Annotated in this window: 25 protein-coding genes; 17 read left to right on the top strand and 8 right to left on the bottom strand. The window is 38.6% G+C overall.

From position 1 onward, the window contains the following. From ADM90_RS24500 to ADM90_RS11350, 3 genes are all read right to left on the bottom strand, one after another. Positions 1-430 (bottom strand): transposase (locus ADM90_RS24500; RefSeq protein WP_161804052.1); only part of this gene is annotated, 430 nt, incomplete at its 3' end. Positions 431-1435: 1005 nt separating this feature from the next. Continuing rightward, the gene (locus ADM90_RS11355) at positions 1436-3451 is read right to left on the bottom strand and encodes a collagen-like protein (RefSeq protein ID WP_200908547.1); all 2016 of its coding nucleotides are present in this window, start codon (positions 3449-3451) and stop codon (positions 1436-1438) included. A 227-nt stretch (positions 3452-3678) separates the two neighbouring features. After that, positions 3679-4770: a glycosyltransferase gene (locus ADM90_RS11350; protein ID WP_053995134.1), complete on the bottom strand. Its 1092-nt coding sequence runs from the start codon at positions 4768-4770 to the stop codon at positions 3679-3681. Positions 4771-4929: 159 nt separating this feature from the next. On the opposite strand from ADM90_RS11350, the gene ADM90_RS11345 reads away from it, so the two are divergent. The 6 genes from ADM90_RS11345 (at position 4930) to ADM90_RS11320 (ending at position 11513) form a co-directional block, all read left to right on the top strand. Further along, the gene (locus ADM90_RS11345) at positions 4930-5898 is read left to right on the top strand and encodes a YncE family protein (protein ID WP_235473484.1); all 969 of its coding nucleotides are present in this window, start codon (positions 4930-4932) and stop codon (positions 5896-5898) included. After that, a complete protein-coding gene (locus ADM90_RS11340; protein WP_053995132.1) occupies positions 5898-6581 on the top strand; it encodes a response regulator transcription factor in 684 nt (227 codons plus the stop codon). The genes ADM90_RS11345 and ADM90_RS11340 overlap by 1 nt, the downstream gene beginning before the upstream one ends. Further along, positions 6578-7966, top strand: coding sequence for a sensor histidine kinase (locus tag ADM90_RS11335; RefSeq protein WP_053995131.1), 1389 nt, complete (start codon positions 6578-6580; stop codon positions 7964-7966). The genes ADM90_RS11340 and ADM90_RS11335 overlap by 4 nt, the downstream gene beginning before the upstream one ends. A 3-nt stretch (positions 7967-7969) precedes the next feature. Beyond that, complete coding sequence (locus tag ADM90_RS11330; protein WP_053995130.1) at positions 7970-8497, top strand: FixH family protein; 528 nt, start codon at positions 7970-7972, stop codon at positions 8495-8497. Between the two features lie 120 nt (positions 8498-8617). Further along, positions 8618-9190 carry a TetR/AcrR family transcriptional regulator gene (locus tag ADM90_RS11325; RefSeq protein ID WP_053995129.1) on the top strand — a complete coding sequence of 191 codons (573 nt, stop codon included), beginning with the start codon at positions 8618-8620 and terminating at the stop codon, positions 9188-9190. A 133-nt stretch (positions 9191-9323) separates the two neighbouring features. Further along, the gene (locus ADM90_RS11320) at positions 9324-11513 is read left to right on the top strand and encodes a YhgE/Pip domain-containing protein (RefSeq protein WP_053995128.1); all 2190 of its coding nucleotides are present in this window, start codon (positions 9324-9326) and stop codon (positions 11511-11513) included. A gap of 372 nt (positions 11514-11885) precedes the next feature. Here ADM90_RS11320 and yhfH read toward each other — a convergent pair whose 3' ends face one another. Beyond that, positions 11886-12011 carry a protein YhfH gene (gene yhfH, locus ADM90_RS23820; RefSeq protein WP_083448526.1) on the bottom strand — a complete coding sequence of 42 codons (126 nt, stop codon included), beginning with the start codon at positions 12009-12011 and terminating at the stop codon, positions 11886-11888. Between the two features lie 144 nt (positions 12012-12155). Here yhfH and ADM90_RS11315 point away from each other — a divergent pair, with 144 nt between their 5' ends. The 8 genes from ADM90_RS11315 to ADM90_RS11280 all read left to right on the top strand — a co-directional run bounded on the left by ADM90_RS11315 (position 12156) and on the right by ADM90_RS11280 (position 20732). After that, positions 12156-13148, top strand: coding sequence for a lipoate--protein ligase (locus ADM90_RS11315; protein WP_053995127.1), 993 nt, complete (start codon positions 12156-12158; stop codon positions 13146-13148). Positions 13149-13244: 96 nt separating this feature from the next. Continuing rightward, complete coding sequence (locus tag ADM90_RS11310; RefSeq protein ID WP_053995126.1) at positions 13245-13949, top strand: response regulator transcription factor; 705 nt, start codon at positions 13245-13247, stop codon at positions 13947-13949. Next, complete coding sequence (locus tag ADM90_RS11305; RefSeq protein WP_053995125.1) at positions 13949-14932, top strand: sensor histidine kinase; 984 nt, start codon at positions 13949-13951, stop codon at positions 14930-14932. The genes ADM90_RS11310 and ADM90_RS11305 overlap by 1 nt, the downstream gene beginning before the upstream one ends. An 11-nt stretch (positions 14933-14943) precedes the next feature. After that, positions 14944-15351, top strand: coding sequence for a hypothetical protein (locus ADM90_RS11300; RefSeq protein WP_053995124.1), 408 nt, complete (start codon positions 14944-14946; stop codon positions 15349-15351). 12 nt (positions 15352-15363) lie between these two features. Next, complete coding sequence (locus ADM90_RS11295; protein WP_053995123.1) at positions 15364-16140, top strand: ABC transporter ATP-binding protein; 777 nt, start codon at positions 15364-15366, stop codon at positions 16138-16140. Further along, positions 16112-18046: an FtsX-like permease family protein gene (locus ADM90_RS11290; protein ID WP_053995122.1), complete on the top strand. Its 1935-nt coding sequence runs from the start codon at positions 16112-16114 to the stop codon at positions 18044-18046. The genes ADM90_RS11295 and ADM90_RS11290 overlap by 29 nt, the downstream gene beginning before the upstream one ends. Positions 18047-18189: 143 nt before the next feature. Then, a complete protein-coding gene (locus tag ADM90_RS11285; RefSeq protein WP_053995121.1) occupies positions 18190-19737 on the top strand; it encodes a fatty acid--CoA ligase family protein in 1548 nt (515 codons plus the stop codon). A 347-nt stretch (positions 19738-20084) separates the two neighbouring features. Beyond that, on the top strand, positions 20085-20732 hold the full coding sequence (locus tag ADM90_RS11280; RefSeq protein WP_053995120.1) for a VTT domain-containing protein: 648 nt from the start codon (positions 20085-20087) through the stop codon (positions 20730-20732). Positions 20733-20784: 52 nt separating this feature from the next. Here ADM90_RS11280 and ADM90_RS11275 read toward each other — a convergent pair whose 3' ends face one another. Genes ADM90_RS11275 through ADM90_RS11260 form a run of 4 tightly spaced genes read right to left on the bottom strand, consistent with a single transcriptional unit; the run spans position 20785 to position 23459 of the window. After that, positions 20785-21486, bottom strand: a complete 702-nt coding sequence (locus ADM90_RS11275) for a hypothetical protein (protein WP_053995119.1) — start codon at positions 21484-21486, stop codon at positions 20785-20787. Continuing rightward, positions 21483-22211, bottom strand: a complete 729-nt coding sequence (locus ADM90_RS11270) for a hypothetical protein (protein WP_053995118.1) — start codon at positions 22209-22211, stop codon at positions 21483-21485. The genes ADM90_RS11275 and ADM90_RS11270 overlap by 4 nt, the downstream gene beginning before the upstream one ends. After that, entirely contained in the window at positions 22195-23088 is an 894-nt protein-coding gene (locus ADM90_RS11265) for an ATP-binding cassette domain-containing protein (protein WP_053995117.1), read from the bottom strand. Before ADM90_RS11265 ends, ADM90_RS11270 begins: the two co-directional genes overlap by 17 nt. Continuing rightward, entirely contained in the window at positions 23085-23459 is a 375-nt protein-coding gene (locus tag ADM90_RS11260; protein ID WP_053995116.1) for a GntR family transcriptional regulator, read from the bottom strand. The genes ADM90_RS11265 and ADM90_RS11260 overlap by 4 nt, the downstream gene beginning before the upstream one ends. 224 nt (positions 23460-23683) lie before the next feature. Between ADM90_RS11260 and ADM90_RS11255 the strand changes: the two genes are divergently transcribed. The 3 genes from ADM90_RS11255 (at position 23684) to cccB (ending at position 26313) form a co-directional block, all read left to right on the top strand. Continuing rightward, entirely contained in the window at positions 23684-24916 is a 1233-nt protein-coding gene (locus ADM90_RS11255) for an EAL and HDOD domain-containing protein (protein WP_053995115.1), read from the top strand. A 184-nt stretch (positions 24917-25100) separates the two neighbouring features. Next, positions 25101-25943, top strand: a complete 843-nt coding sequence (locus tag ADM90_RS11250) for a YitT family protein (protein WP_053995114.1) — start codon at positions 25101-25103, stop codon at positions 25941-25943. Positions 25944-25995: 52 nt separating this feature from the next. Continuing rightward, complete coding sequence (gene cccB / locus ADM90_RS11245; RefSeq protein ID WP_053995113.1) at positions 25996-26313, top strand: cytochrome c551; 318 nt, start codon at positions 25996-25998, stop codon at positions 26311-26313. The last annotated feature ends 82 nt before the right edge of the window (positions 26314-26395 follow it).

Genomic DNA, 26395 nt, shown 5'->3' with positions numbered 1-26395 from the left:
GTGTTGCATCAAAACTAAGGTGTTCCTCTTCAAGAAAACCTTCTGTAAAGGCAGCTTGAATAAGTTCATCGTGCATGCGATCTAAGACATCTGATTGACTAATCACGTCGACCATACGTGAATACGAGGCTTCAGATGGCACCGTGTCCGAAACTAAAAAGCCACAATCTAAGCGAAAGACGAAATCATGCGTTAATCGATTGACCAAATCTTTAACGGTAGGGATACGCTCGACAATGCGGATCATCAATGATTGAATCATCGCACCGTAGTTTAATTCTCGTGGAGCACCACGCATCGTCTTCTTTCGAAATAGTTGAAAGATTGGCTGCACATCGAAAGTGGCTAAAATAGCATCAAAACGACGAGAACTTTCCATTTTCAATAATTCACGGATGTCAAATAGGCTCATTTGTTTTACAATAGTCATGAGGCATCATTCCTTTTCGGTGGGTTGTTTAGTCGCTACCATTATACCGAATTTGGGGAGGTGCCTCATTTTTATTTAATTTTAGCCCTTGATATTAAAGGGATTAGAATTATGAAATTAACTCATGTAAAGTGTTAAATTAGAATAATTTTTATTTATTATTATCATAGGAATAATTAAATAGCTGGAGAGTAAAATGCTCTTTACAAACGAGACTACGTTCATAAAGTTAAGAACGATCAAATTGTAAAGGAGAATTTTTAGTATGTTTCAAGAAATAGCAGGCATTAAAATTCCAGATTCTCAATTAGCAAAAGATGCAGCAGATATTTTACGTGAACATGGAAACGACTTGTTGTGGAATCATTCAAATCGTGTTTTTTGATGCAGAAAATGGAAAAAATACACAGAGGAATTATGATTTAGACCTAAAAAAAAGTTCAATAGCCCAAATTTACCTTTTGAAGGGGACGGTGCAAATGCAGCAAGAAGCTTCCTTCATCAATATAAAATTCCAAATGAATCGAGTCGTCTTGTATAGGATGCGGTTGCATTACATCCGATCCCTGGTATTGCAGAACATAAAAAGGCTGAAGTAGCATTATTCTTTTCAGGTGTTAGTTTAGATGTGATGGACGATAGCTTCAAATAATTTCCTAATGACCTGTGCGAAGAAATTATAAATGCTTTTCCTCGTAATAGTTTTAAGCAGGAAATTATTCCAGCGTTTTCTGAAGGCTTTAAGCATAAGCCAGAAACTACTATGAAGGAAGATATTATTAAACATTTCAGTCCAGAGTACAACAATAAAAATTTCTATCATTGTATTTTACATTCACGATGGTCAGAATAACAAACTGCCCTAACAACATAACGTGAACAAAGCATGTCTCCTATTTTATAGCAAAATTGAAACAAGTATAACCCCGACTTAATGTTAGAGCGAGGTTATACTTGTTTTAGTTGTTAAGATTAAATAATTTTATTGTTATTTTACAGATAACGCTAGGAAATTCGATGACATGACCAAACGATACCGCCAGAATTCGCACCACCAAGTGTAAGACCAACTGTTAGACCACTAGCTTCATAGTACAAATCAATTGTATCACCAGCATTTAATTCTACTTCACCTGTTAAAGTGACCGTGCCATTTCCAAGAACTGCTCGTAAAGTTAATAATGTAATGGCTACGTTTAATACCGGGAATAAGCCACTTATTAAATTTGTTGTACCATTTCGACGGATTGCAAAGGAAGGATTGATCCCTGATCCTAAGCTTAGGGAAATGGCAGCAGTTGTAGAGTAGTTGATCGTTGCTTCAAAGGAATATCTACCTGTTGTAGGGACAGTGAATAGACCAGTTCCCGGATTAAAGGCAGGTGTTCCAAAGTAAGGTGATACAACACTCCAGTTTGTAATAGTAGTAGAGGCATTCACGGCTAATGTATTTTTAAATGCAGAGAACCCTTCAGTAAATGCAGGCCCTGTCGCCCCAGTAGGTCCAGTAACTCCGGTAATACCAGTAGGTCCTGTTATCCCGGTAGCCCCCGTCGCGCCAGTAGCTCCTGTAGCGCCGGTAACCCCGGTAGCACCAGTTATACCAGTAGGTCCAATTTCGCCCGTAGCCCCGGTAGCCCCTGTCACACCAGTAGTCCCTGTTACCCCCGTAGCTCCTATTACTCCAGTAGGTCCAATTTCGCCAGCAGCCCCGGTAGCGCCTGTCACACCAGTAGTCCCTGTCGCCCCAGTAGAGCCGGTAGCCCCCGTAGCTCCTGTTACTCCAGTAGATCCAATTTCGCCAGTAGCCCCTGTGACGCCAGTAGTTCCTGTAGGCCCAGTAGCCCCTGTGACGCCAGTAGTTCCCGTAGCCCCGGTAGCCCCTGTTACTCCAGTAGCCCCAGTAGAGCCGGTAGCCCCCGTAGCTCCTGTTACTCCAGTAGGTCCAATTTCGCCAGTCGACCCGGTAGCCCCGGTGACGCCAGTAGGTCCAATTTCGCCAGTCGACCCGGTAGCCCCGGTGACGCCAGTAGGTCCAATTTCGCCAGTCGACCCGGTAGCCCCGGTGACGCCAGTAGGTCCAATTTCGCCAGTCGACCCGGTAGCCCCGGTGACGCCAGTAGGTCCAATTTCGCCAGTCGACCCGGTAGCCCCGGTGACGCCAGTAGGTCCAATTTCGCCAGTAGCCCCTGTGACGCCAGTAGTTCCTGTAACCCCGGTAGCCCCTGTGACGCCAGTCGCCCCAGTAGAGCCGGTAACCCCAGTAGCCCCTGTTACTCCAGTAGGTCCAATTTCGCCAGCAGCCCCGGTAGCGCCTGTCACACCAGTAGTCCCTGTCGCCCCAGTAGAGCCGGTAGTCCCCGTAGCGCCTGTCGCCCCCGTAGCTCCTGTTACTCCAGTAGGTCCAATTGCGCCAGCAGCCCCGGTAGCGCCTGTCACACCAGTAGTCCCTGTCGCCCCAGTAGAGCCGGTAGTCCCCGTAGCGCCTGTCGCCCCCGTAGCTCCTGTTACTCCAGTAGGTCCAATTGCGCCAGCAGCCCCGGTAGCGCCTGTCACACCAGTAGTCCCTGTCGCCCCAGTAGAGCCGGTAGTCCCCGTAGCGCCTGTCGCCCCCGTAGCTCCTGTTACTCCAGTAGGTCCAATTTCGCCAGTCGCCCCGGTAGCCCCTGTGACGCCAGTAGTTCCCGTAGCCCCAGTAGAGCCAGTCGTGCCTGTGATACCAGTGGGTCCTGTTATGCCAGTAGCTCCCGTCGCGCCGGTAACCCCAGTGATGCCAGTAGGTCCAATCTCACCAGTCGCCCCAGTTGTACCGGTAGCTCCCGTCATACCTGTAGGCCCTGTTGCACCTGTGACGCCGGTAGCCCCCGTCGCACCAGTACTTCCTGTAGGTCCAGTAATGCCCCCAGTTGTACCAGTGGGTTTTATAGGCCAAATTGGGCATGAAGCGGGTGCGTTGTTACAGCAACAGGGAAATGAATTACACTTACTACAAACACGATTTAAGAAATTTCCAAAATGCATGATTTCACCTCCTCTCTCACATAGCGTATTCGTAGATAGAACAGAGGAGGCAGACATATAACTATTAATTGTTGATAAATATAGCGTTGTTGATAGAATCCTAAAGCTTTGCCTAGCTATTGATAGATAGTTGGAGGAGGGAATGAAATAGCTAGGAAGCAGTATAGGTGACAAATTTCGAAACCTCTCTTTCTATATTTGTTTTCTTGTGGGAGCTTCACTTATATCTACGATGAAACGTCCTCCTGCTGTTGCTTTAAAATACGTTGGAAGTATTTTTTATTGTGTAAAATTTTTGCATCGTTGGGGATAAAGGAACTGGCTAATTCATTATGGGCATGGGCGAGCTCGTATTGTTGCAAACGGTCATAAAGAACACAAAGCTGCAGGTGAGGGAGCCATGTAGAAAAGCTTTTATGTTGAAAAGGGGCGTTTGGATTTTGTTTAATCATAAGTGCTTGTTCATACCAAAAGATAGCTTCATAATTTCTACCTTGCTCCATAAAATGATAGCCTAAACGACAGCAGGCTTCAGGGCGAGGGATATCGTATTCAAAGCTTCGTAAAATAGCACTTATGTTATTTTCGTTATCATGTAAATGTGAATAGCAATCAGCTAGCTTATAACAGGCACGAATATTATCTTCCACCCAGCCTAATTTAGAAGTCAAAAATAACTCATAATAATAAATAGCGTCTTCGAATTGGCCATGATCAAGTAACTCGTTGGCAAAATAAAATGTATCGCGAGGGGTGAGTGTTGTTCCTGACTCAATAAGTTGTTTATAAATGGAAATATTCCGTGAGTGGTCATGAGTCAGTGGTAAATGACTAACTGCTATATCGCTATCAAAGAGACGGCCGCCAACCTCTAAATATTCATGAACAGCGCCAATCCATTGAAATTGCTTCTCTTTTTTGACAAGACGATATCTTCTTATTAAAGTGTCCACGTTGCCTTCAGGATCAAAGCTTAAATGATAATTCATTGATACTGCATCTATATCAGGGGCTAGTGATTTTTTTAGTGCCATCAGTTTTTCTCGATCCTCCTCCAACAAAACGTCGTCAGCATCCAGCCAAAGAATATAGTCCTTTGTTGCCTGTTGAAAGGAAAAGTTTCGTGCAGCTGCGAAATGCTGAATCCATTCAAAATCAAAAATTCGATCTGTAAATTGTTCAACAATTTGTTTAGTATTATCTGTTGAGCCTGTATCCACGATATTTATTTCATCAACTACATCTTTAACAGATGCAAGACATCTACCAATCACATCTTCCTCATTCTTAACAATCATACATAAACTAATTGAAATCAAGGGCTATTCCTCCTTACCATTATCTTTGTAGTATATGAGTTCCTGATAGAAATGGCTGGATGATTGAAATGTGAAATATAATTTGTATGGTTTGTCATAAATTTACCTCTCAAGTTTCACCTCGATTTCACAATTGTAAAGTATAGTAAAAAGGCAGAGGTGATAAAGTTGAAAAAATGGGTATTCTTCATTTTTTCGTTACTACAAATCGTATGGTTAGCAGGCTGTACTGAGAAATCATATGAACCAATTGAACGTGATCAAGAATTTATAGCATCATTCAATATACAGGAGCCATCACTAGATTTTATTGATGAGGATGGCAATACCCTTGCTACATGGGTATTTGATCAAGCCTATTCAGGTGCAGTTTTGCTTGGGGATGATCGAATTCTATTATATGGACACCAAATAGGTGCAATTGATGTTTATACGATATCGACTGGTGAAAAGCGTTATTCTAAAAAAGTAGCGATTGGCACCACGAATGTGTACTATGATGACAGTATCCAGCAATTTTTTATAGCGAATAGTAAGAACAATACAGTGACAAGCTTTGATCAGGAAGGAAATGCGCTGGCGACACAGCAAATTGGCAATTATCCAATGTCAATGACATCCTATAAAGACAAGCTATATATAGTTAATTTTAAGGACACAAAATTATCGGTGTTAAATATGAAAAATTTGATGATTGAACAAGAATGGCCCATCCAAAAATCATCACATGGTATAGCTGTTTTAGAAGAAACACATGAGTTATGGATAGGTGGTCATGGAGAGGGAAGCAGCCCAAATCGTACTGTAAAAAAATATGATTTGACGACAGGCAAGCAGCATGGGGAGATTGAAATGCCTTTAATGCCAGTGGGGTTAAAAAAGACAAACGATACCGTTTTTGTGGTAAGTCATGGTCATAATATACTATATGCTGCTGATTTTGCTGGCACTATAAAATGGCAGCAAGAAGTGGGCGCAAACCCCTTTGTTGTTGAGCAATTTAAAGACTATATTGTTGTTGCTGGCTATGACGATCATACATTACATTTTATAAAAGATGGTCAGCAGGATAAAACGGTTGATGTAGGAAAAGGGGCTTTTCAACTGTTAGTAAGGGAGGAAAAATAATGACAACAGTCTTAATCGTTGATGATGAACAGGATATGCGTAATTTAATTGAAATGATGCTGAATAACGCTGATATCGAAACATTTACGGCGGCAAGTGGTACAGAGGCTTATGATGTTATTGTGCGTGAGAATATTGATTTAGTGCTGTTGGATGTGATGATGCCGCATGAGGATGGCTTTATGGTTTGTCAAAGTATACGTGCCATGTCGAATATACCAGTTATTTTTTTAACAGCGCGTGATGCGAATGAGGATAAGGTGAAAGGTCTTACTCTTGGCGGAGATGATTATATTATAAAGCCCTTCACACATGATGAGCTTGTAGCAAGAATTTATGCTGTGTTAAGAAGAAGTGGAGCTAATATTTCGGAGCTACAGCAAAAATCTATCGCTATTGGTCCTATTAAAATAGATGAAGTTGCTCGTAAAGTATCTGTGAATGACGAACATATTCCGCTTACCTTAAAGGAGTTTGAGCTATTGCATTTATTTATGAAAAATCCAGGCAATGCCTATACAAGAGAGCAATTGCTAGAACGCGTTTGGGATATTGATTATGTAGGTGGTACTCGAACTGTGGATACACATATTAAAACTTTACGTATAAAGCTTGGAAAGGATGCGGCAGTGCATATTCAAACGGTCTGGGGAGTGGGCTACCGCTTTGATCCTGGTGAATGAAAAAGATTGCTACACGTATTTGGCTATTAATCTTTGCCTTTTTAGTGATTACGGTTGTCTTTATGTATGTGCTCACAGACTTTCTCTATCAACGTTTATATGTACAGGATACGGAAGATACAATGATTGAAGTAGGCCTGAAGCTCCAAACCATGTATGATAGTGGAAAAGTGGCGGATGAATTTATTGCAGCAATTGAGCAATATAATGATTACTCAAATTTAAATATCTTTGCTGTAAGAAATCCACGTGAGCTAAGTGCCTGTGTTCCTTTTGATATCGATTATGAAACCTTGATTGGTGCTGAGGAAAGACTAAAGCTTTTATCGGGTAAATATGTGCAAAAAATTGGCTATGAGCCTCGCTTTGATCGGCAGCTTATTTCAGTAGTCATCCCGCTTGTTGATCAAAATAGACTAGAAGGAATTATTTATATTTATTTTCCATTGGCGAAAATTAGTGAGCTAGCAAACAATGAAGTCATTTTATTATTTATTAGTGCTTTCATATTTTTAGTAGTTGTTAGCTATTTAATTTATAAAGGTATTCGCCATATTATGCGTCCATTAAGCGAACTACAAAACGCAGTGGAGCAGATGTCCTATGGTCGTTATGAGACACGTGTGCCTGTCAATTCACGAGATGAAATTGGTAAATTATCGAGTACCTTTAATAAAATGGCAGAGGCTATTCAGCAGGAGGATGAGGCACGAAAAACGTTTTTAGCCACGGTTTCACATGAACTAAGAACACCCATTAGTTATGTAAAGGGCTATAGTGAAGCAATGCAAAATGGTATGATTACAGAACAGCGCAAAGAGGAAACAATTCAGCTGATTGTGCGTGAGGCGAATCGAATGGAACGTTTAACAAATGAATTATTGCAGCTTGCAAGAACAGAAAATGAACAAACAAATATTGTGCTGTATCCAATTCCTCTTGGGGAAACAGTACGAGAGGTTCAACAAATTTTAACGCATCAGGCACATAAAAAGAATATTACATTATGTGTAGATGTAGATGATGCATTAATTATTCAAGCTGATGAAGTGAAGCTGAAACAAATTTTTATTAATATTATTGAAAATGCTATTAATTATTCATATGAAGGTTCTAAGGTGGAAATTATTGCTGCAGAGCATAGTGGCTATGCAGTTATTACTATTAAGGATTATGGGATTGGTATTCCACAGGAGGATTTATCACATGTAACAGAGCGGTTTTATCGTGTTAATAAGGCCCGAAGTCGCGCAGACGGTGGTAGTGGGCTAGGTTTATCGATTGTTGAGCAACTTGTCAAGCAGTTGCAAGGCAAGCTAGAAATTGACAGTGTGATTGAAAAAGGCACAATCGTTAAGATACAGTTGCCATTAATGGAGGAATAGAAGATGAAAAAGTGGTTATTTGCATTAATTGCAGTCCCTGCATTGCTGGTGGGCTGTGGAGAAAAAAACGAACAAGCAGCGTTACCAGAGCCAGAAGTTCCAGAAATTCCAGAGGTTGAAATTTTAACACCAAAAGAAGTAGCGCTTAATGAAACAATTGAGCTCGTAGCACACGTTGAACAAGGTGGGGAAAATGTAGATGATGCCATTGTGAAGTTTGAAGTGTGGGAATCAGGGAAGCGTGATGAAGGGCAAATGCTGGATGGAAAATTAGACAAAGATGGCGTTTATAAGGCAACGACTACATTTGATCATGATGGGGTTTATTATATGTATGCACATACAACAGCAAACGGGGTACACAATATGCCAAAGCAACAAATTATTGCAGGCAGCCCAGATATGACACAGGTCTTGCCAGAGGATGAAAAGGATAATAGCATGGATCATAACATGATGGAGCACAATCATGATACTACTGATAAGGACGAACATGGTGAGCAAGAAAAAGATGAAAAAAATCATCATTAAGGGCTTGCATTTTGGTTAAAATTGAAATATGATAATGACTAGATGACCGAAATGGTTTTCTGGTCATTTTTTAAAGGTACTATTCAGCTGTACATAACCTAGCAGGAAAGGATGTTATGAATGGATCGTAGGCAGGAAATTCTTGAAGCAGCTACCAAATCCTTCACATTGTTTGGCTATAAGGCAACAACGATGGAGCAAGTGGCAAAAATAGCGAATGTTGGTAAAGGTACGATTTATACATTTTTTGCAAATAAAGAAATCTTATTTCAAGAGATTGCTATGTCACTTGTACGGGAAATGAAGGCAGAAGCGGATGCAGTATTGGATGCATCAGCAAGCTTTATGGATAATGCACATAATGCTTTAATGAAAATGCTACAATTCCGCGAAAAACATCTTTTGTTTGCAAAGTTAATAGAGGAAGAAAAGGAATTACGTACACCAGCAGTTAAACAGGTTCTTTTACGCATTGAGACTGAAATTTTATCGTATGTTACTGAGTTAATCCAGCGACGTATTAAAAAAGGTGAGATTAGGAACTGTGATGCAGAACTTGTGAGTTATTTATTATTAAAGGCATATCTTGCATTTGTTGTGGATTGGTACGAGTTACATGGTGAGACTATCCCTGAGGAAAAGATTCTTGATTTATTTAAGGAAACGATTTTTCGAGGATTAATTTTAACTTGATTCGATATAAAAAACGTGTTAAAGTATCGAATCGAGTGCTCTTTTTTTCAAAAATATAGAGAGTGTTTATTTTTTTAACCAAAAATGACCGAATGACGTTTTTGGTCAAAATGTTTAGGAGTGAGAATATTTTATGATTAAAGCTGAATGGCTAAAAATCTTGAAAACCAAAAAAATGCTTATTTCTATTATCGCTGTTTTATTTATTCCAGTGATGTATGCAGGCATGTTTTTATGGGCATTTTGGGACCCTTATGAGGGATTGCCTAATTTGCCAGTAGCTGTTGTCAATGAAGATGCTGGTGCTGAAATGGATGGCGTTCAATTAGACTTAGGAGATACCTTAGTTGATAAGTTGATAGATAGTGAGCAGTTTAACTTTATAGAAGTGTCAAAGGATGAGGCTGAAAAAGGGTTAAATGGCAGAGATTATTATATGATTTTAGAAATTCCAGCAAATTTCTCTGAGCATGCCACAACACTACTAGAAGACAAACCATCAAAATTAGTGATGAACTACATCCCTAACGAGGGGCTAAACTTCTTAGGTGCACAAATTGGTGAGACTGCGATGGATCGTGTACGTGCTGAAGTAAATTCTCAAGTATCAGCGACTTATGCTGAAAAATTATTCGATTCCATTGCAACAATGGGTGAGGGCTTTACAGAGGCAGCAGATGGCTCGAATAAACTAGATGAAGGTGCTAAAAAAGTAGCGGATGGTGCAAAGGATTTAAAAGGCTATCTTGAACAGTTAGCATCAAGCACAGTCGAATTATCAAATGGTACAGATAAATTAACAAAGGGTGCGGGAGATGCTGCAAAAGGCGCGAATGACTTATCTAGTGGTTTAGTCAAACTACAAGATGGTACTGTTCAATTACAACGGGGTGCACAGCAAGCTGCAAATGGAGCAACGAGCCTTGAACAGGGGTTATCACAATATACACAAGGTGTTGCAAAAGTAGGCGCAGGCTTAACAACTTTACATGATAAACAGCAACAAATTAGTACAGGTGCAGCCTCTATTGCTGAAAATGCAGGTGCCCTAAACGGTGCAGCAAACCAACTGACAGAAGGCTCTGCCAAAGTAGAAGCAGGAATTACTGCTTTATCCAACCAGCTACAGGATATGATGGCGACAATGCCTGAAGAGCAGGCGGCCGTCTTAAAGCAAACTTTAGCAGAATTGCAGGCGGGTAGTGCAGGTGTGCATAATGGCTTAAGCTCTTTATCTGCAGGGGCAGAACAATTACAAGTTGGGGCTAATCAAGTAAGCGCTGGTGCAAGTCAAATTGCAGCAGGCCAGGCAGAAGTACTAGCAGGCGCAAATGCATTAACCGCAAAAAGCAATGCTTTAATGGAAGGTGCAAAAAGTTTACAAGCGGGGAATGCAACATTAGCTGCAAAACTAGGAGAATTACATGCGGGTGTAAATACAGCAGTGACAGGTTCTCAAACATTAGCAGCAGGTTTAAATGAGCTAACAAATGGTACAACAACTTTAAATCAAGGTACATCTACACTTGCATCTAAATCAGGTGAGCTAGCACAAGGCTCGGCAACACTTGCAGAAGGGTCTACAGAGCTTGCAGATGGTACGTCTACTTTATCTAGCAAACTAGGCGAGGCAAGTGAAAAGGCAAATGAAGTAAAAGCAAATGAAGACACGTATGATATGGTCGGTAGCCCAGTAGAAGTTGAAAAAGAGTCTGTCAACCATGTGCCGAACTATGGTACAGGTTTTGCACCGTACTTTATTTCTCTTGGCTTATTTGTAGGGGCATTATTAATTTCGATTGTGTTCCCACTTGTTGAACCAGCTATTCGTCCAAAAAATGGAGCCTCTTGGTTTACAAGTAAAGTGACGGTGTTAGCAGTTGTAGGTTTAGTGCAAACATTACTAACGGTAGTCATTGTTAAATGGGGTCTAGGGCTCGAAGTGAATAGCATGGGCTACTTTATCTTAACTGCATTACTAACAAGCTATGTATTTTTAGCCTTAATTCAAATGCTTGTTTCGATCTTTGGTGATCCAGGACGTTTCATGGCAATTGTTGTGCTAATTTTACAATTAACAACGAGTGCAGGTACGTTCCCACTAGAATTAATTCCATCACCATTGCAAGTATTTAACAAGTTATTGCCGATGACATATACGGTTCAAGCATTTAAATCAAGCATTTCTACTGGCGATACCTCATTCTTAATGCAAAACTATGGGGTTCTAGCTGGCTTCTTAGTAGCATTCTTAGCCATCACATTTGGTTATTTCATGTTACTTCACACTAAACGTTACTCTCAAGTAGCTGAAGAAAACTAAAACAAGAAAGCACTCATCCAACAGACGATGAGTGCTTTTTATGGATTAATATCCAAATAAGGGAATCTATGGAATATCAAGGAGCAAGTGAATAAACTGAAAAGGTCTATTAATGAGGGGTTCAGTTCAAAACTGTTTTTGCTATGACAGGAGCTGAGGATATATAAATGGCAATAGAATAAACAGTTAAAATCGTGACTTACGGCGGAAAAGCTGACTTCGCCAACATAAAGCTCCAGCTGATATGAGCGTATCAGCTGGAGCTTTATAAGTGTAAGAGATTTAATTAAGGGTTCATCATAGAAATGATGAGGGGTGTCATAGTTGTTACGTGTGGGGCACGTATATGACAATTACAGAATAGGCAAATGCTTATAGGTGGTTGCAATTTTCACAAGTGTTGCTGTAGCATTCGCTTTGTTCTTCCATTTTTTCACCGCATTCAGTACACTGCTTTGCAGGTAAGTTTTTGAAAAATTCAACTACATTTTCTAACATTGTGGACGCCTCCTTTAAGTTCATCTGTACTATTACTGTTTCGATATTTCATAGTGTATTATAACAGATGGTTTTCGTCAACACAAAATGCCTAATTTACGTTAAAATAAATATGGATATTTTGTGAAGGAGGAAACGTAAACTATGATTTTCGTTGATAATAAAGGGATCCATGACCCACGCATTAACCTTGCTATTGAGGAGTATTTATTAAAAACAATGGATGTTGAGAAGGAACCGGTATTGCTTTTTTACATTAATCAGCCTGCCATTATCATTGGTAAAAATCAAAATACGATTGAAGAAATCAATACAGACTATGTAGAGGATAATGGTATTATTGTTGTACGACGCCTTTCAGGTGGTGGAGCTGTTTATCATGATTTAGGGAATCTTAACTTTAGCTTTATTACAAATGATGATGGCGATAGCTTTATGAATTATAAAAAATTCACACAGCCGGTTGTTGATGCGCTGGCAAAAATGGGTGTCAATGCAGAGCTCTCAGGGCGCAATGATATTTTAGCAGAGGGGCGCAAGGTGTCGGGCAACGCACAGTTTTCAACAAAGGGTCGCATGTTTAGTCATGGTACTTTGATGTTTGATACAGAAATTGATGCGGTTGTTTCAGCCCTAAAGGTGAAAAAGGATAAAATTGAATCGAAGGGTATTAAATCCATTCGCTCACGAGTTGCCAATATTTCTGAGTTTTTGCAAGAAAAAATGACAATTGAAGAATTCCGTCTCGAAATTTTAAAATCTATTTTTGGTGGAGAAGAAAATATCCGTTATTATGAGCTGACTGAGGAAGATTGGGCAAATATTCATAAGTTATCGGCGGAGCGCTATCAAACATGGGAGTGGAACTATGGTAAATCGCCACGCTTCAATATTCAAAAAACACACCGCTTCCCATCGGGTGGTATTGATATTCGTCTCGAAGTCAACCATGGTGTAATTGAAGAGGCACATATTTTTGGTGATTTCTTCGGTGTAGGCGATATAGCTGATATAGAACAGCGCTTAGTTGGGACCAACTACGACAGGGCCGCTATTGCTAAGGCATTAGCAGATATTGATATTCCTACATATTTTGGCGGAATTTCAACTGAGGACTTTTTACAATTAATTTATTAAGGAAAATAAAGGTTTTTTTGACGAAAGGTTCGCTGACAATTATGTCGTCGAACCTTTTTTTGATACAATATAGTAAAGAAAGGAGTGCTAATCAATATGGAAAAGCATCGAATATTTATCGTTGAAGATGATGTGAAGATCGCTTCATTACTAGCGGAAACACTTAGAAAATATCAATACGAGGTTGAAACCATTCAAAAATTTGATCATCTTATTGAAGAGTTTACAGCATTTAATCCACATATGGTGCTGCTTGATATAAATTTACCTGCCTATGATGGCTATTATTGGTGCCGTCAGCTACGTCAGCATACAACATGTCCAATTATTTTTATTTCTGCACGTTCTGGAGAAATGGACCAAATTTTTGCGCTTGAAAATGGTGGCGATGATTTTATTACAAAGCCATTTAACTATGAGATTGTGTTGGCTAAAATTCGTAGTCATTTGCGTCGTACATATGGTGAGTATGCAGCAAAACAGGAGGAGCGAACAATTAAGCAAGGACAGCTTATTCTTCATTTAGAAAGGATGGAATTACATAAAAATGATTTAGCCATTCCTCTCCAGAAAAAAGAGTGTATTATATTGGAGCTTTTAATGGGCAATGCGCCAAAGGTGGTTACACGCGAGCAACTACTGGAGGAGCTGTGGGATGATCAGGCATTTGTCGATGAGAATACGCTGAATGTTAATATGACACGCGTACGCAAAAAATTAGCGGATTATGATATAAAATCAACCATCGAAACTGTGCGTGGTGCAGGCTATCGTTTTATATTAAGTGCAGGTGAGCTGTAGTGGGCTGGAAATTATTTTTACGTGACTATGTCTCATTTATTGTGTTCCAGCTTTTACTAGTTGGTTTTATTATGGTTTTATATGCGCTAGATGGGTTTCGAAATGTCAATACAGCGATTTATTCCTTCTGTATCAGTCTTGTATTATTAGCATCATTTTTACTTATCCGTTATTTAATGCGCCAACGCTATTTATTAAAAATAACGCAGCTTCCTACTACAATGGAGGATGTATTGCAAAAAAATGCGAAAACACCTGAGGCTATACAAACAGAAAAATATATGCATGAATTGTATCGACTGTACCAGCATGAGCTACACTCGCTCTATGCAAGTCAAAAACGGCATGACCAATTTATGAATCAATGGGTGCATCAGATGAAAACACCTATATCTGTTATTGAATTATTATTGCAGGATGATCGTCCTCTCGATAAAAAGAATGTACAGGAGGAAATTGATCGTTTGCGTAGAGGCTTGGATATGGTGCTTGTCAATGCACGCTTAGAAAATTTTGAAGATGACATGCAAGTAGAGCAGGTTCCGTTAAAAGCAATTGTGACTGCAACTGTTAATGAAAATAAACGTTTATTTATTACGAAAAGAGTTTTCCCTGAAATTCATGTCGAGGATGACCTGGTCGTTGCAAGTGATTCGAAATGGCTTCGCTTTATTCTTGGTCAATTTATTACCAATGCAGTTAAGTATACATTTGAAGCCAATAAAAAAATTGTGATTTCTGCTATTCAAAAGGATGACTATGTACAGCTAGCCATTTGTGATGAAGGAATTGGCATTCCTGCCTCCGATCTTTCTCGTGTGACAAAGGCTTTTTTTACGGGTGAAAATGGCCGTAAAACAGGAGAATCTACAGGAATGGGTCTTTACTTAGCCAAAGAAATCTGTGAAAAGCTAGGGCATGAATTAACCATTACATCAGAAGTAGGACAAGGAACAATCGTGACGGTGACATTTACGAATTAGGGGGAATGATGATGGCAGAGGTATGTGTAGCTAGCTGGTTATTAAAGATTGAAAAAGAGAAAACACAGGCTCTTTGTGCAACCCAAATATCAGTACATGATGAAGCAATATATGAAAGCTTTTGTGAGGCAAATCAAATACTTGATGCAGATTTACTGCATTTTTCAAATACGCTTGGGCTAGACTTACAACAACCGACACTATTAAATGCTTTTCCTGTAGAGGGAGGGCAAATGATGTATAGTGGCTATTATACGGTATGTGGTGAAATTATCGAGGGAGAAATGGATGCTTGGGATGTTGTTATTGGCGAACATTGCTTTAGCCTGATTGAGGAAGGTTCCACATTGGCAGAGCCTCATTTTCATATTGGCTTTGAAGTAGTGTTACCAGCATCCTTAGAATTAATAAAGAAATAAGGTGAATACAGTATGCCTATTTTACAAATTAAAGATGTCACAAAAGTATATGAGGGCAAGGTAACACATCGAGCCTTAAATCAACTAAGCTTTGAGGTAGAAGAAGGTGAATTTTTAGCAGTAATGGGGCCTTCAGGAAGCGGTAAAACAACACTACTCAATATTATTTCAACAATTGATGAACCAACAAGCGGTGAAATTATTGTAGATGGCATGAATCCGCATAAGTTAAATGCCACAGAGCTTGCCTTTTTTAGAAGAAGACAGCTAGGCTTTGTGTTTCAGGATTTTAACCTTTTGCATATGTTAACGGTTGAAGAAAATATTGTGCTGCCATTAACATTAGACCAGCAGCCATTAGAGGTGATGGAGGAGCGTTTGGCAAGTATTGTAGAAAAGCTAGACTTAACTTCTTTTCTGCATAAACGACCAAATGAAATATCTGGTGGACAAGCACAAAGAACTGCAATAGGACGTGCGCTTATCCATAATCCAAGCATTATTTTAGCGGATGAGCCAACAGGTAATTTAGATTCCAATTCATCTCGAGATGTCCTTGAACTGTTAACTAAAGTAAATCAGGATAAACAAACGACGATTGTGATGGTGACACATGATCCAATTGCAGCAAGCTACTGTGATCGTGTGCTATTTATTAAAGATGGTGAATTTTTCAATGAAATTTATCGAGATGATCGTCGTCAAATGTTTTTCCAGCGTATATTAAATGTTTTGAGCTTACTAGGAGGAGGGCAAGTAGGTGACCTTTCGACAATTCGCTTACCGTAATGTCGTGCGGAACAGCCGGATATATGGTGCCTTTTTCATGGCAAGCTTTTTTTCTGTGGCTGTATTTTTTATCTATTCCATGCTGATGTTTCATCCTGATATTGAACGAGGAATATTAGGGGAAGTATCACTGATTGGAATGGTGGGTGCTGAGATTGTACTCGTCCTTTTTACACTATTCTTTTTATATTATTCCATGAGTGCCTTTTTGGAGGCGCGCTCACATGAGTTTGCAATTTTATTACATTTAGGGATGGAAAAGCGCCAGATGAATAGGCTTGTCTTTTTAGAGACTATGATTATTGGCTCAGGCTCCATTATTGTAGGAATTATTTTTGGCTTTTCATTTTCTAAATTCTTTTTTATGATTGTGCGCGAGATTTTGCATTTAGAGGAATTACCATTGTATGTTTCTTGGGAGCCCTTTTTACTGACAATTGGTGTCTTTACAAGTGCCTTTGTTGTTATTTCCTTTATTAGTGTGTATTTTACACGAGAACGAAAATTACGTGATTTGATAAAAGGCAGTGATTATTTAAGTAGCTTAGCAACCTATTCTAAAATTCGTGCTATATACGGCGTCGCTTTGATTTTAGCAACGTATATTTTAGCTTTTGTTGTGGGACATACTTCGTTCATTGAATTAACGTTATTAATCCCATTTTCAGCAACTTTTGGCACATATTATTTTTTTAGTGATTCTGTTCCATGTTTTATAGATTTAGCACGTGGCAAACGTAAATTTTATTGGCGACGCTATCGTCTGCTGTCACTTGCTGAGCAAACCCATATTATGATGGATAATGTGAAGATGTTTTTTGTGGTGACAATGGTTTCAACGCTTGCCTTTTTAGCTGTAGGTATCTTAGCCACAATGTCCTCTTATACAATACAATACGATCGTTTAAACCCATTAGGACTCGTATATAAAGGCGATGTCGATAACCCTTATGAGCGGGAGCATATTAATTCTTTACGTCTGCAATTAGAGGACAAGGGATTATCCTATCAGCTGTCTCGTTTTGTTGTGATTAAGCAAACCTCGTCCTTTACACAAAATGAAGTCGAGGTATTTCGAGAGTCGGATATGAATGTTTTGCTTTCGTCCTACAGTTATCCATTATTGAATCTTGCTGCAGGAGAGGCAGTCTTTATACCTTATTCAGAGGACTCACTAAAAAAATTAAAAAATCGAGTTGTGCATACAGTGCTGGAGGAAAATGCGATACCGATAACAATCGATAGCGTCTATCCTAAGATTGTCTTTCCTGGATCAATTGTTAGTGTGAACTCAATTGTGATTAGTGATGAGGACTTTGCGAAGCTTATTCGTCCAATTTTGGATAAAGATATTCGTCAGCCAAGCTATCATTTATTTACATTTGTTATTCCACAATGGATGGAAACAAAAGAGATCGGTAAGGAAATCGCTAGTTTAGAAACAAATTTATATTTTAATAAAAAGGATAAATTTAGTCCCTTTTACTTTGAAAATGCAGGATTAAATTATTCTTATATATTAGCTACCTACTCTCTATTTACGTTAGTGGGTGTGTTGGTAGCAACGGTATTTTTACTTGCAGCGGGAAGCTTTGTTTACTTTAAATTGCATACTTCACTTGAACGAGAAAAGCGTAAATTTGATGTGTTAAAGCGTATGGGTTTAACGGATGGAGAGCTAAAAAAGCTTGTGAATCGCCACTTATTTCCGCAATTTTTCCTACCGTGGGGGGTGGCAATGATGCATAGTGCCTTTGCTTTTTTAATGGTGCAAGGCATTTTAAAAGATATTGCGAATATTTCTATTGTGAAAGAGGTATTTTTCGCGTTTGGCTTTTTTGTATTCATACAGGTGGTGTATTTTTATTTAATTCGTTGGCGTTACATCTCTCATATTCGCTCATAAAGAATTCGTTTAAAAGAGCAAAAAACGGATTACTTAAGCTAATTTACAACATGAAATAAAAAGATTCATTGTCTTTTAGATATATTTCTTATATAATATTACTGAATAGAGATTCATTTTATACAACAAAGGGGATGGTGTAATTGAATTTAGTTTCATGTGTTCGTCAACAGGCAATAGAACAACCAGAAAAAGTGGCATATCATTTTATGGGGAAGGATACAACGTATGGGGAATTTGAACATACGGTTGGACGTTTTGCAAAGGGGTTACAAGACTTAGGCATCGAAAAGGGAGACCATGTGGCGTTTTTACTTGGCAATACACCACATTATTTAATTGCGTTGTATGCAACAATGCGATTAGGCGCAACGGCAATACCTGTTAATCCGATTTATACGCCAGATGAAATTTCTTATATTTTGCATAATGGGGATGTGAAGGCAGTGATTGCACTAGATGCCCTGCTACCATTAGTTGAGAAGGGTGTACAGGCATTTCCAAAGGTACAAGCATTTATTGTTTGTGAAACCACAGCAGATATAGCTGAAAAAGTGGCGGCTTTATCACCAGAGGCCCGTGACAAAACGTATTTATTTACACATGTGATTGCCAATGCTACTGAAGCTTTACAGCCTGTTGAAGTAGCAGAGGATGATAATGCTATAATCTTATACACTTCTGGTACAACTGGCAGCCCGAAAGGAGCAATGCTGACACATGGAAATATCTATTCAAACGCTCGTGATGTTGCCCATTATTTAGGCATAAGAGCTGATGATCGTGTCATTGCTACATTGCCAGTGTTTCATGTATTTGCTTTAACGGTTGTCGTAAATGCACCATTATTAAGCGGAGCAACTGTTTTGCTTGTACCACGCTTTAGCCCAGCAGAAATTTTCGCATTAGCAAGAGAGCAACAGGCAACGGTATTTGCAGGTGTTCCAACGATGTATAATTTCTTATATCAATTACCAGAAGGCAATCCTGAAGATTTTTCAACAATTCGCTTAGCTGTTTCAGGAGGAGCCTCCTTACCTGTTGCATTATTACATAATTTCGAGCAGAAATTTAATGTACGTGTGTCAGAGGGCTATGGTTTATCGGAGGCGTCACCTGTAACATGCTTTAATCCATTGGATCGTGAACGTAAGCCGGGCTCTATTGGCACATCCATTCATAATGTGGAAAATAAGGTGGTGGACGTGAATGGTCAGGAAGTACCTGTTGGTGAGGTAGGAGAGCTAATTGTTCGGGGACCGAATGTGATGAAGGGCTACTATAAGCTACCAGAGGAAACGACAATGGCAATCCGTGATGGCTGGCTCTACACAGGCGATTTAGCGAAGGTGGATGAGGAAGGTTATTTCTACATTGTTGATCGTAAAAAGGATATGATTATTGTAGGGGGCTATAATGTTTATCCACGAGAGGTGGAGGAAGTGTTATTTGCTCACAATAATATTGTAGAGGCAGCGGTTGTGGGCTTCCCTGATCCGAATTTAGGAGAGGCGGTACATGCATATGTTGTGCTCAAAGAGGTAGCAGCCACTTCAACAGAGGACTTACTAGCTTATTGTGCCAAACATATGGTGAAATACAAAGTGCCCAAGGTTATTGAAATTATGGATGAATTACCGAAAAATACGACAGGAAAAATATTGCGCCGTTCTCTTAAAGAGAGGGTATAAAACAGAAAGTCGGCTTCCATTATTTTAGATGGAGGCCGATTTTCTATGTGCTCTTAACATAGAGGGATTTTATTATGTGATATTTATATGACATCCTATAAATAGTTGTTTTAGGTGTTAGATCTCTTGGCATTTGAGCTAGAAATCAGTTGAAGGGCTCTATCGACAAATGATAGAATCAGTCATGGAACATAACTTCATGCATTCGAGCATATAGTAGCTAATGGAATTGCAACCTTTGGACAGCTATAACGTCAAAGTCTTCGGAGTGACAAATGAGCGACTTATAGCTCGATGTAGGTTAGTTAATAAATAAACCGATAATAGAGAAAGAGAGCCTATATGCAATGATTGAGCTTATTCGAGATTTAATTAGTTTTATTGTACATATTGATGTGCATTTAGAAGAGATTATTCGTGATTTTGGCAATTGGAGTTATCTTATTTTATTTGCAATTGTTTTTGTGGAGACAGGCGTTGTTATTTTCCCATTCTTACCAGGAGATTCATTGCTATTTGCTAGTGGAACGTTAGCAGCGGCAGTGGGAGCCTTTGATATGTGGATTTTAATCCCTGTATTTTTAACAGCAGCGATTCTAGGTGATACGATGAACTATCATATTGGTCATAAGGTAGGAACATCGATTCCTCCAACTAGTTTTCTTGGCAAGGTAGTGAAAAAGGAGCGTATGGAGGCAGCTGAAAGATTCTTTAATACACATGGTGGGAAAACAATTGTTATTGCCCGCTTTATGCCCTTTATCCGTACATTTATCCCATTTGTTGCGGGTGCAAGTAGAATGAATTATGGCTATTTCCTACTTTATAATGTTGTGGGTGCATTTTTATGGGTATTCAGCTGTACGTTACTTGGCTACTTCTTTGGTAATATTCCTATCATTAAAGATAACTTCTCAACCGTACTTATTTTGATTATTTTTATCTCTGTTGTGCCTGCGGTAATTGGAGCTATTAAATCTAAAACTGGTAAATAGTAAGGACAGTCCTAAAGTGAGTAACCATCACTTGGACTGTCCTTTCATTTAGCTATTGTAAATATTGAATAAGCCCTTGACGATCTTCAAGGGTTGTATGAGGAGAGATATCAATCACAATAACATTGGAAGAGGGAGCGAAAAGTGTATATCCACCTTGCTCGTGATAGCGATGAAAATCTAAAAGCATGAAGGATGCTTTTGCTCGATAATATTGAACACGATGCTCAGGTAATGCTTGAATCACTAATTCGTTCTGCTCCATGTAGAGATGAGGTAGTGGTATTTCAGCAGAAATATCAATACCATCAACAATATCTTGAAATTGATAATAGGATACAAGCGCCTTACCTGCTGGCATATCGTCATTATAGCGATAACGAACATTAAAGTGAAAGCCAGGAGTATTGTTATCGGAAATTACAGGTAATTCCGTACCTTGGAAATCAAATTCCCATGTTTTCCGTAGATGATCCTCGGTTAAATAAGATGCATTGTATTCTTGATCGTATGCTTGAATAGTATGGCTATTCTTTTCGATAGTTTTTAAGTCCGTTCCAGATAATACTTGGATGGGTGACTCTGCGAAAAAGCTTACATAAAGAAAGGCACACAACCCAAGTAGAAGATAACCTGTAATCCCAATGATAATTTTTCGAGGTGACCAAAATTTTTGTGTGATCCTACTAAATTTGCTTAATAGAAAAGTGATAACCAGAAGCATAAATAAAAATAGCATCATAAAAGAAGTCATAGGGCAGACACCTCCGATTGATGAGCAATCCAAATTGTGAGACCAAAGCATAGAATCGCTAGAAGGAAACAGCAGATGCTAATCTTAAGATTTGACAAAAGAATAAATGATTGCAAATTAATGAACTCTGGATAGACAATAAGGACAAAAAGGCTGACAATAAAGAAAAGTATAGTAGCTAGTTTAACTATAATGGGCCCCTGGAAACAATAGCCTACCAGTAAGCCAACTGCTCCAAATAAACAAATACTACCGAAGCATACGAGTAAAATGGACGGTGAGATAATAAGCTGATCAATGATGAAAGCATCCTTTTGTCGTAAGAACAGCCCTATTAATTGAATATAATAGGAAGCAGCGATAATCATAACCGCTATCATACTATATAAAATAACTACTAAAATAGTAGCTATAGCACTAGATGCCTGACTTGAAATAATAGCTAAATCATCTCGGCGATACGCCTTTGTAGAAAAAAGCAGCCCTGTAATAAAAGCCCACAGCATAGCAACCATTACATAAACATCCAATGAATAAATAAAAAATTGTACATTTACATTTCCACGACCATAGCCCTCTGAAGCATTACCATGGTTGAAAAATAGCAAAGTGAAAATAATTTGCAAGATAACAAGTGAGCTAAGAGCTGAAATATAGAGCTTTGCCTTCCACTTAACTTGTTTTTTTATAATAAGGATGGGAGATAGCTTAGTCAAAGATTGCATCAATATCACTTCCTTCTTCATAGGTTAAATATTTGCATACATCGCTTACAGATAGTGCTGTCTGAGTGATTCCTCTTGCTTGTAATTCCTCATGGGACAGCTTGAGCTGATAGGCATCAACAATAATAGAAGATAAATTAGCCATCGTCTTACGGGCATAGATGGGTAGATAGGCACATAATACATCTATTTCTTCATTTGGTCCGGTTAAAGAAATAAGCTGTTCTCTCAATTCATCAATAGTAGCATGAGTAATTATTTTCCCCTTATGAAGTAATAAAATTTCCTCTAAAATCGTTTCCATCTCTTGTAAATGGTGACTTGCAATTAAAATCGTGCGAGGAAAGGCGATATATTCTTTTAAAATAACTCGATAGAAATCCTGGCGTATCGCTTCATCCATGCCATTCATCGGCTCATCTAAAATCGTGAAGGCACAACGAGCAACTAGCCCGTAAACAACATTAAAAATAGCTCTATGTCCCTTTGATAGCTGTTGGTGTTTCACAGCAAGATCAATTTCGGCATACTGGAGCAAGCGATAGGCTAAGTCATTTTGCCAATTAGGGTAAAAATCAGCGGCCATTGTTAATATATCTGATAGTGATAAATAATTAGAGAAGCTTAATTGATCGTCAATTAAAATGGTATTAGCAGCCGTTCGAATATTATTAAATGGGTTTTGATCGAATAGTTGACATGTACCATTTGTTGCTTTTATATGCCCTGAAAAAATATGTAGTAATGTTGATTTACCAGCGCCATTTCGCCCAATAATCCCTACAATTTTTTGACCATCGATAGCACAAGTGACTTGCTGAAGTGCCTGCCGATGCCCATAGCTTTTACTTAACTGTTCACATCGAATAACCTTCATTTTAATTCCTCCTGAGTTTTTTGAATAAGTCGTAACAATTCTTCATCCGACACAAGTAAACGTCTAGCCTCTAATACAAGGTCCTTTGCCATTTTTGTTAATATTTCATTGCGCCGCTTTCGTAAAATTTTGTCCTTCGCATCGGCTATCACAAACATCCCTAATCCGCGTTTTTTGTAAAGTAGCTGCTCTTCAAGTAAAAGTGTTAATCCTTTACCAGCTGTTGCTGGATTAATATTGAACAACTCAGCAAGCTGATATTGTGAATAAACTTTCTCATCTGCCTGTAAGCGATCAGCAATGATTTCGTGTTGAAGCCACTCAGCAATTTGGAGGTATATGGGTATTGAATTATTTAGCTGAATATGCAATCAAAAAACCTCCCCTCTGTATTATGTAATATAGTACATTACTGTTGTAATGTACTATATGCTAAATAATAGAAAATGTCCAGATTAAAACTAACTTAAAAAGCCCTCCATATAAGGAAATGGCTTTTGTATGATGATAGAAAATTGTAGTGAACAATAAGCAGCAGGTCATAAAAAATGATATACTATTAATTACTAGAATATGGAGAAATGGGGGCAACGAAATGGAAGTATTTATTGGCAGGCAGCCTATTTTCAATCTGCATGAACAGATCGTTGCGTATGAATTATTGTACCGTGGTAATAATACAAAAAATGCCTTTCCATTGGTCGATTCAGATGCAGCAACGATTGATGTATTGGTGAACTCATTTCTTTCAATTGGTTTTGAAGAAGTAACAAAAGGCAAACCTGGTTTTGTTAATTTTACTGAAAACCTATTAATGAGCTCCATTCATGAATTTTTAAAACCTTCTCAGGTTGTGATTGAAATCTTGGAGGATGTACCACTTACGCCAGAATTGGTAGAGCGTGTTATCGAGCTAAAAAAATATGGCTTTCACATTGCATTAGATGATTTTATGATGAAGGAACAGGTGGAAATCTATGATGAATTATTTCAACAAATCGATTATATTAAAGTCGATTTTCTAGCATCATCCATCGTGAAAAGAATGGAAATTGAAAATAAGATCAAAGAAAATTTTCCACATATTCGATTATTAGCAGAAAAAGTGGAGACACACCATCAATTTGAAGTGGCCAAGTCTTCTGGCTATGTATTATTTCAAGGCTACTTTTTTGAGCAGCCTCAAATTATACAAGCAACAGATATTCCAGCGAATACCCTTCAGTATATTCATATTATCTCGTTATTAAAGGAAGAAGAGCCAAATATTCAATTACTGGCGGAAAATATTGAACGAGACATTTCATTGACGTATAAATTATTACAAATGATTAATTATTCATCTCAGCGCTCTAAATCAAAGGTACGCTCCATTAAACAAGCGATTGTCTTACTGGGAATACCGAATTTACGTAAATGGATTTATTTATTGGCGATGCGTGAAATTGATAGGAATACCGATTCTGATATTTTTAGGGAAATCATATGTACCTCATTATTCCGAGCAAAAGTCTGCGAAAAATTAGCAAAGCTGTCCTATAAAAGGAATTTTTCGGAATACTTTTTAGTGGGGATGTTTTCACTGATCGATACATTATTACAAAGACCAATGGATGCTATTTTACAGCAGCTTCCTTTTTCAGAGAATATTACGAGGACACTTTTAGGATATGAAACAGAAATGTCTCCCTATTTAGCGTTTAGTAGTGCTTTAGGGAAATTAGATTGGGCCCGTTTAGAAGCATTAGCTCCACAAGTTAATTTACAATTAGAGGATATGGAGCAAGTATATTACGAAGCAATGGAGTGGGCAGAAAAATCCTTTTAAGTAGCGAGTCCCAAGTTTTCTATAACCTCCTTAATAAGTTGTCTTGCTGTTACGAAGATAGCTTATTTTGTGTTGCTCGTAATAGCAGATTCTCTTCATCGAGATGAAGTTCTCAATACAATAAGTATTTGCTATAATCATTTCGTCTTAAAAAAATTCTGATAGTTGAAGTGGGCGTGGAGAAATGAAGCATGATATGAAGGAAAGCATTATAGAATATGTATATGTGATGATAGGAGCGGCAGTGATTGCTATTGGCTTTAATGTGTTTTTATTACCAAATCAAGTCGCTTCAGGTGGCGTAAGTGGTATTAGTACAATATTACATGGTTTATTTGGCTGGAATCCGGGAATTATTCAATATGCATTTAATATTCCGTTATTTATTGCAGGGATCATATTTTTGGGCAAAAAATTCGGAATTAAGTCATTTATTGGAACGATTACCTTACCGTCTGTTGTGTTACTAACAAATAGCTGGGAGCCTTGGACGAATAATCCATTGTTGGGAGCTCTTTTTGGCGGAATTGTAGTTGGCTTAGGAATAGGTCTTGTTTTTAAAGGGAATGCTTCTACTGGTGGCACTGATTTACTGGCGCAAATCATTACGAAGTTTACTGGATTATCGCTTGGGACAAGTGTACTGCTTATAGATGGCATCATTGCGATTAGTGCAGCAATTGTTTTTGATTTAGAAAAAGGTTTGTATGCGCTTATTGGACTTTATGTTACAACAAAAACGATTGATATTATTCAGCTTGGCTTTAGCCAGTCCAAAATGGTTTATATTATTACAGTGAAACAAGATGAGATACGTGAAGCCATTTATGCTGAAATTGATCGTGGCGTAACTAAATTACCTGCAATTGGCGGCTATACAGGAGAGGAACGACCCGTGTTAATGGTTGTCGTCTATCAAACCGAATTCACAAAGCTGAAACAACTCATTAAAAGCGTTGATCCATCAGCGTTTGTTATCGTTTCTGATGCATATGAAGTGTTAGGAGAAGGTTTCAAACGTGCATAATTTTGGTATAATGGCGGCGTAAGGTATTTATTGATGATGAGGAGGGGTACTAATGAAAAAAGCAATGTTAACATTAGTGTTCGGATCAGCAATCTTTTTAGCTGCATGTGGTGGCGGAGATAAAAATGCAAGTGATAATGAAGGTAGTACGACTCCAGATGGTGAAGCAATTGCGATGAAATCATGTGTTTCCTGTCATGGTGGCGAGCTACAAGGTGCAAGTGGACCAGCATTAAATGATGTAGGTTCTCGTTTATCAGAATCAGAAATTTTAGATGTTATCAATAATGGTAGACCTGGAATGCCTGGTGGTCTGGTAAAAGGTGAAGATGCAGAGGCTGTTGCTCAATGGTTAGCAACTCAAAAATAAGAGCATAAAAAACTAGCGGGCTGGAGAGCCGCTAGTTTTTTTATGCTCGTAAACGCTTAAGCGTAAATATATTTCTTTTGTA

Origin of the sequence: Lysinibacillus macroides (genome assembly GCF_001281525.1) — a bacterium.
Classification (GTDB): Bacteria; Bacillota; Bacilli; order Bacillales_A; family Planococcaceae; genus Lysinibacillus; species Lysinibacillus macroides.
This window is presented reverse-complemented; position numbering and strand designations above follow the sequence as displayed.

Coding starts and splice junctions, on each gene's coding strand:
- ADM90_RS11250 (WP_053995114.1), top strand. CDS start 25,101: ATGAAGCATGATATGAAGGAAAGCATTATAGAATATGTATATGTGATG.
- ADM90_RS11275 (WP_053995119.1), bottom strand. CDS start 21,486: ATGACTTCTTTTATGATGCTATTTTTATTTATGCTTCTGGTTATCACT.
- ADM90_RS11300 (WP_053995124.1), top strand. CDS start 14,944: ATGGCAGAGGTATGTGTAGCTAGCTGGTTATTAAAGATTGAAAAAGAG.
- ADM90_RS11255 (WP_053995115.1), top strand. CDS start 23,684: ATGGAAGTATTTATTGGCAGGCAGCCTATTTTCAATCTGCATGAACAG.
- ADM90_RS11295 (WP_053995123.1), top strand. CDS start 15,364: ATGCCTATTTTACAAATTAAAGATGTCACAAAAGTATATGAGGGCAAG.
- ADM90_RS11340 (WP_053995132.1), top strand. CDS start 5,898: ATGACAACAGTCTTAATCGTTGATGATGAACAGGATATGCGTAATTTA.
- ADM90_RS11330 (WP_053995130.1), top strand. CDS start 7,970: ATGAAAAAGTGGTTATTTGCATTAATTGCAGTCCCTGCATTGCTGGTG.
- ADM90_RS11315 (WP_053995127.1), top strand. CDS start 12,156: ATGATTTTCGTTGATAATAAAGGGATCCATGACCCACGCATTAACCTT.
- cccB (WP_053995113.1), top strand. CDS start 25,996: ATGAAAAAAGCAATGTTAACATTAGTGTTCGGATCAGCAATCTTTTTA.
- ADM90_RS11280 (WP_053995120.1), top strand. CDS start 20,085: ATGATTGAGCTTATTCGAGATTTAATTAGTTTTATTGTACATATTGAT.
- ADM90_RS11270 (WP_053995118.1), bottom strand. CDS start 22,211: ATGCAATCTTTGACTAAGCTATCTCCCATCCTTATTATAAAAAAACAA.
- ADM90_RS11310 (WP_053995126.1), top strand. CDS start 13,245: ATGGAAAAGCATCGAATATTTATCGTTGAAGATGATGTGAAGATCGCT.
- yhfH (WP_083448526.1), bottom strand. CDS start 12,011: ATGTTAGAAAATGTAGTTGAATTTTTCAAAAACTTACCTGCAAAGCAG.
- ADM90_RS11325 (WP_053995129.1), top strand. CDS start 8,618: ATGGATCGTAGGCAGGAAATTCTTGAAGCAGCTACCAAATCCTTCACA.
- ADM90_RS11335 (WP_053995131.1), top strand. CDS start 6,578: ATGAAAAAGATTGCTACACGTATTTGGCTATTAATCTTTGCCTTTTTA.
- ADM90_RS11320 (WP_053995128.1), top strand. CDS start 9,324: ATGATTAAAGCTGAATGGCTAAAAATCTTGAAAACCAAAAAAATGCTT.
- ADM90_RS11355 (WP_200908547.1), bottom strand. CDS start 3,451: ATGCATTTTGGAAATTTCTTAAATCGTGTTTGTAGTAAGTGTAATTCA.
- ADM90_RS11265 (WP_053995117.1), bottom strand. CDS start 23,088: ATGAAGGTTATTCGATGTGAACAGTTAAGTAAAAGCTATGGGCATCGG.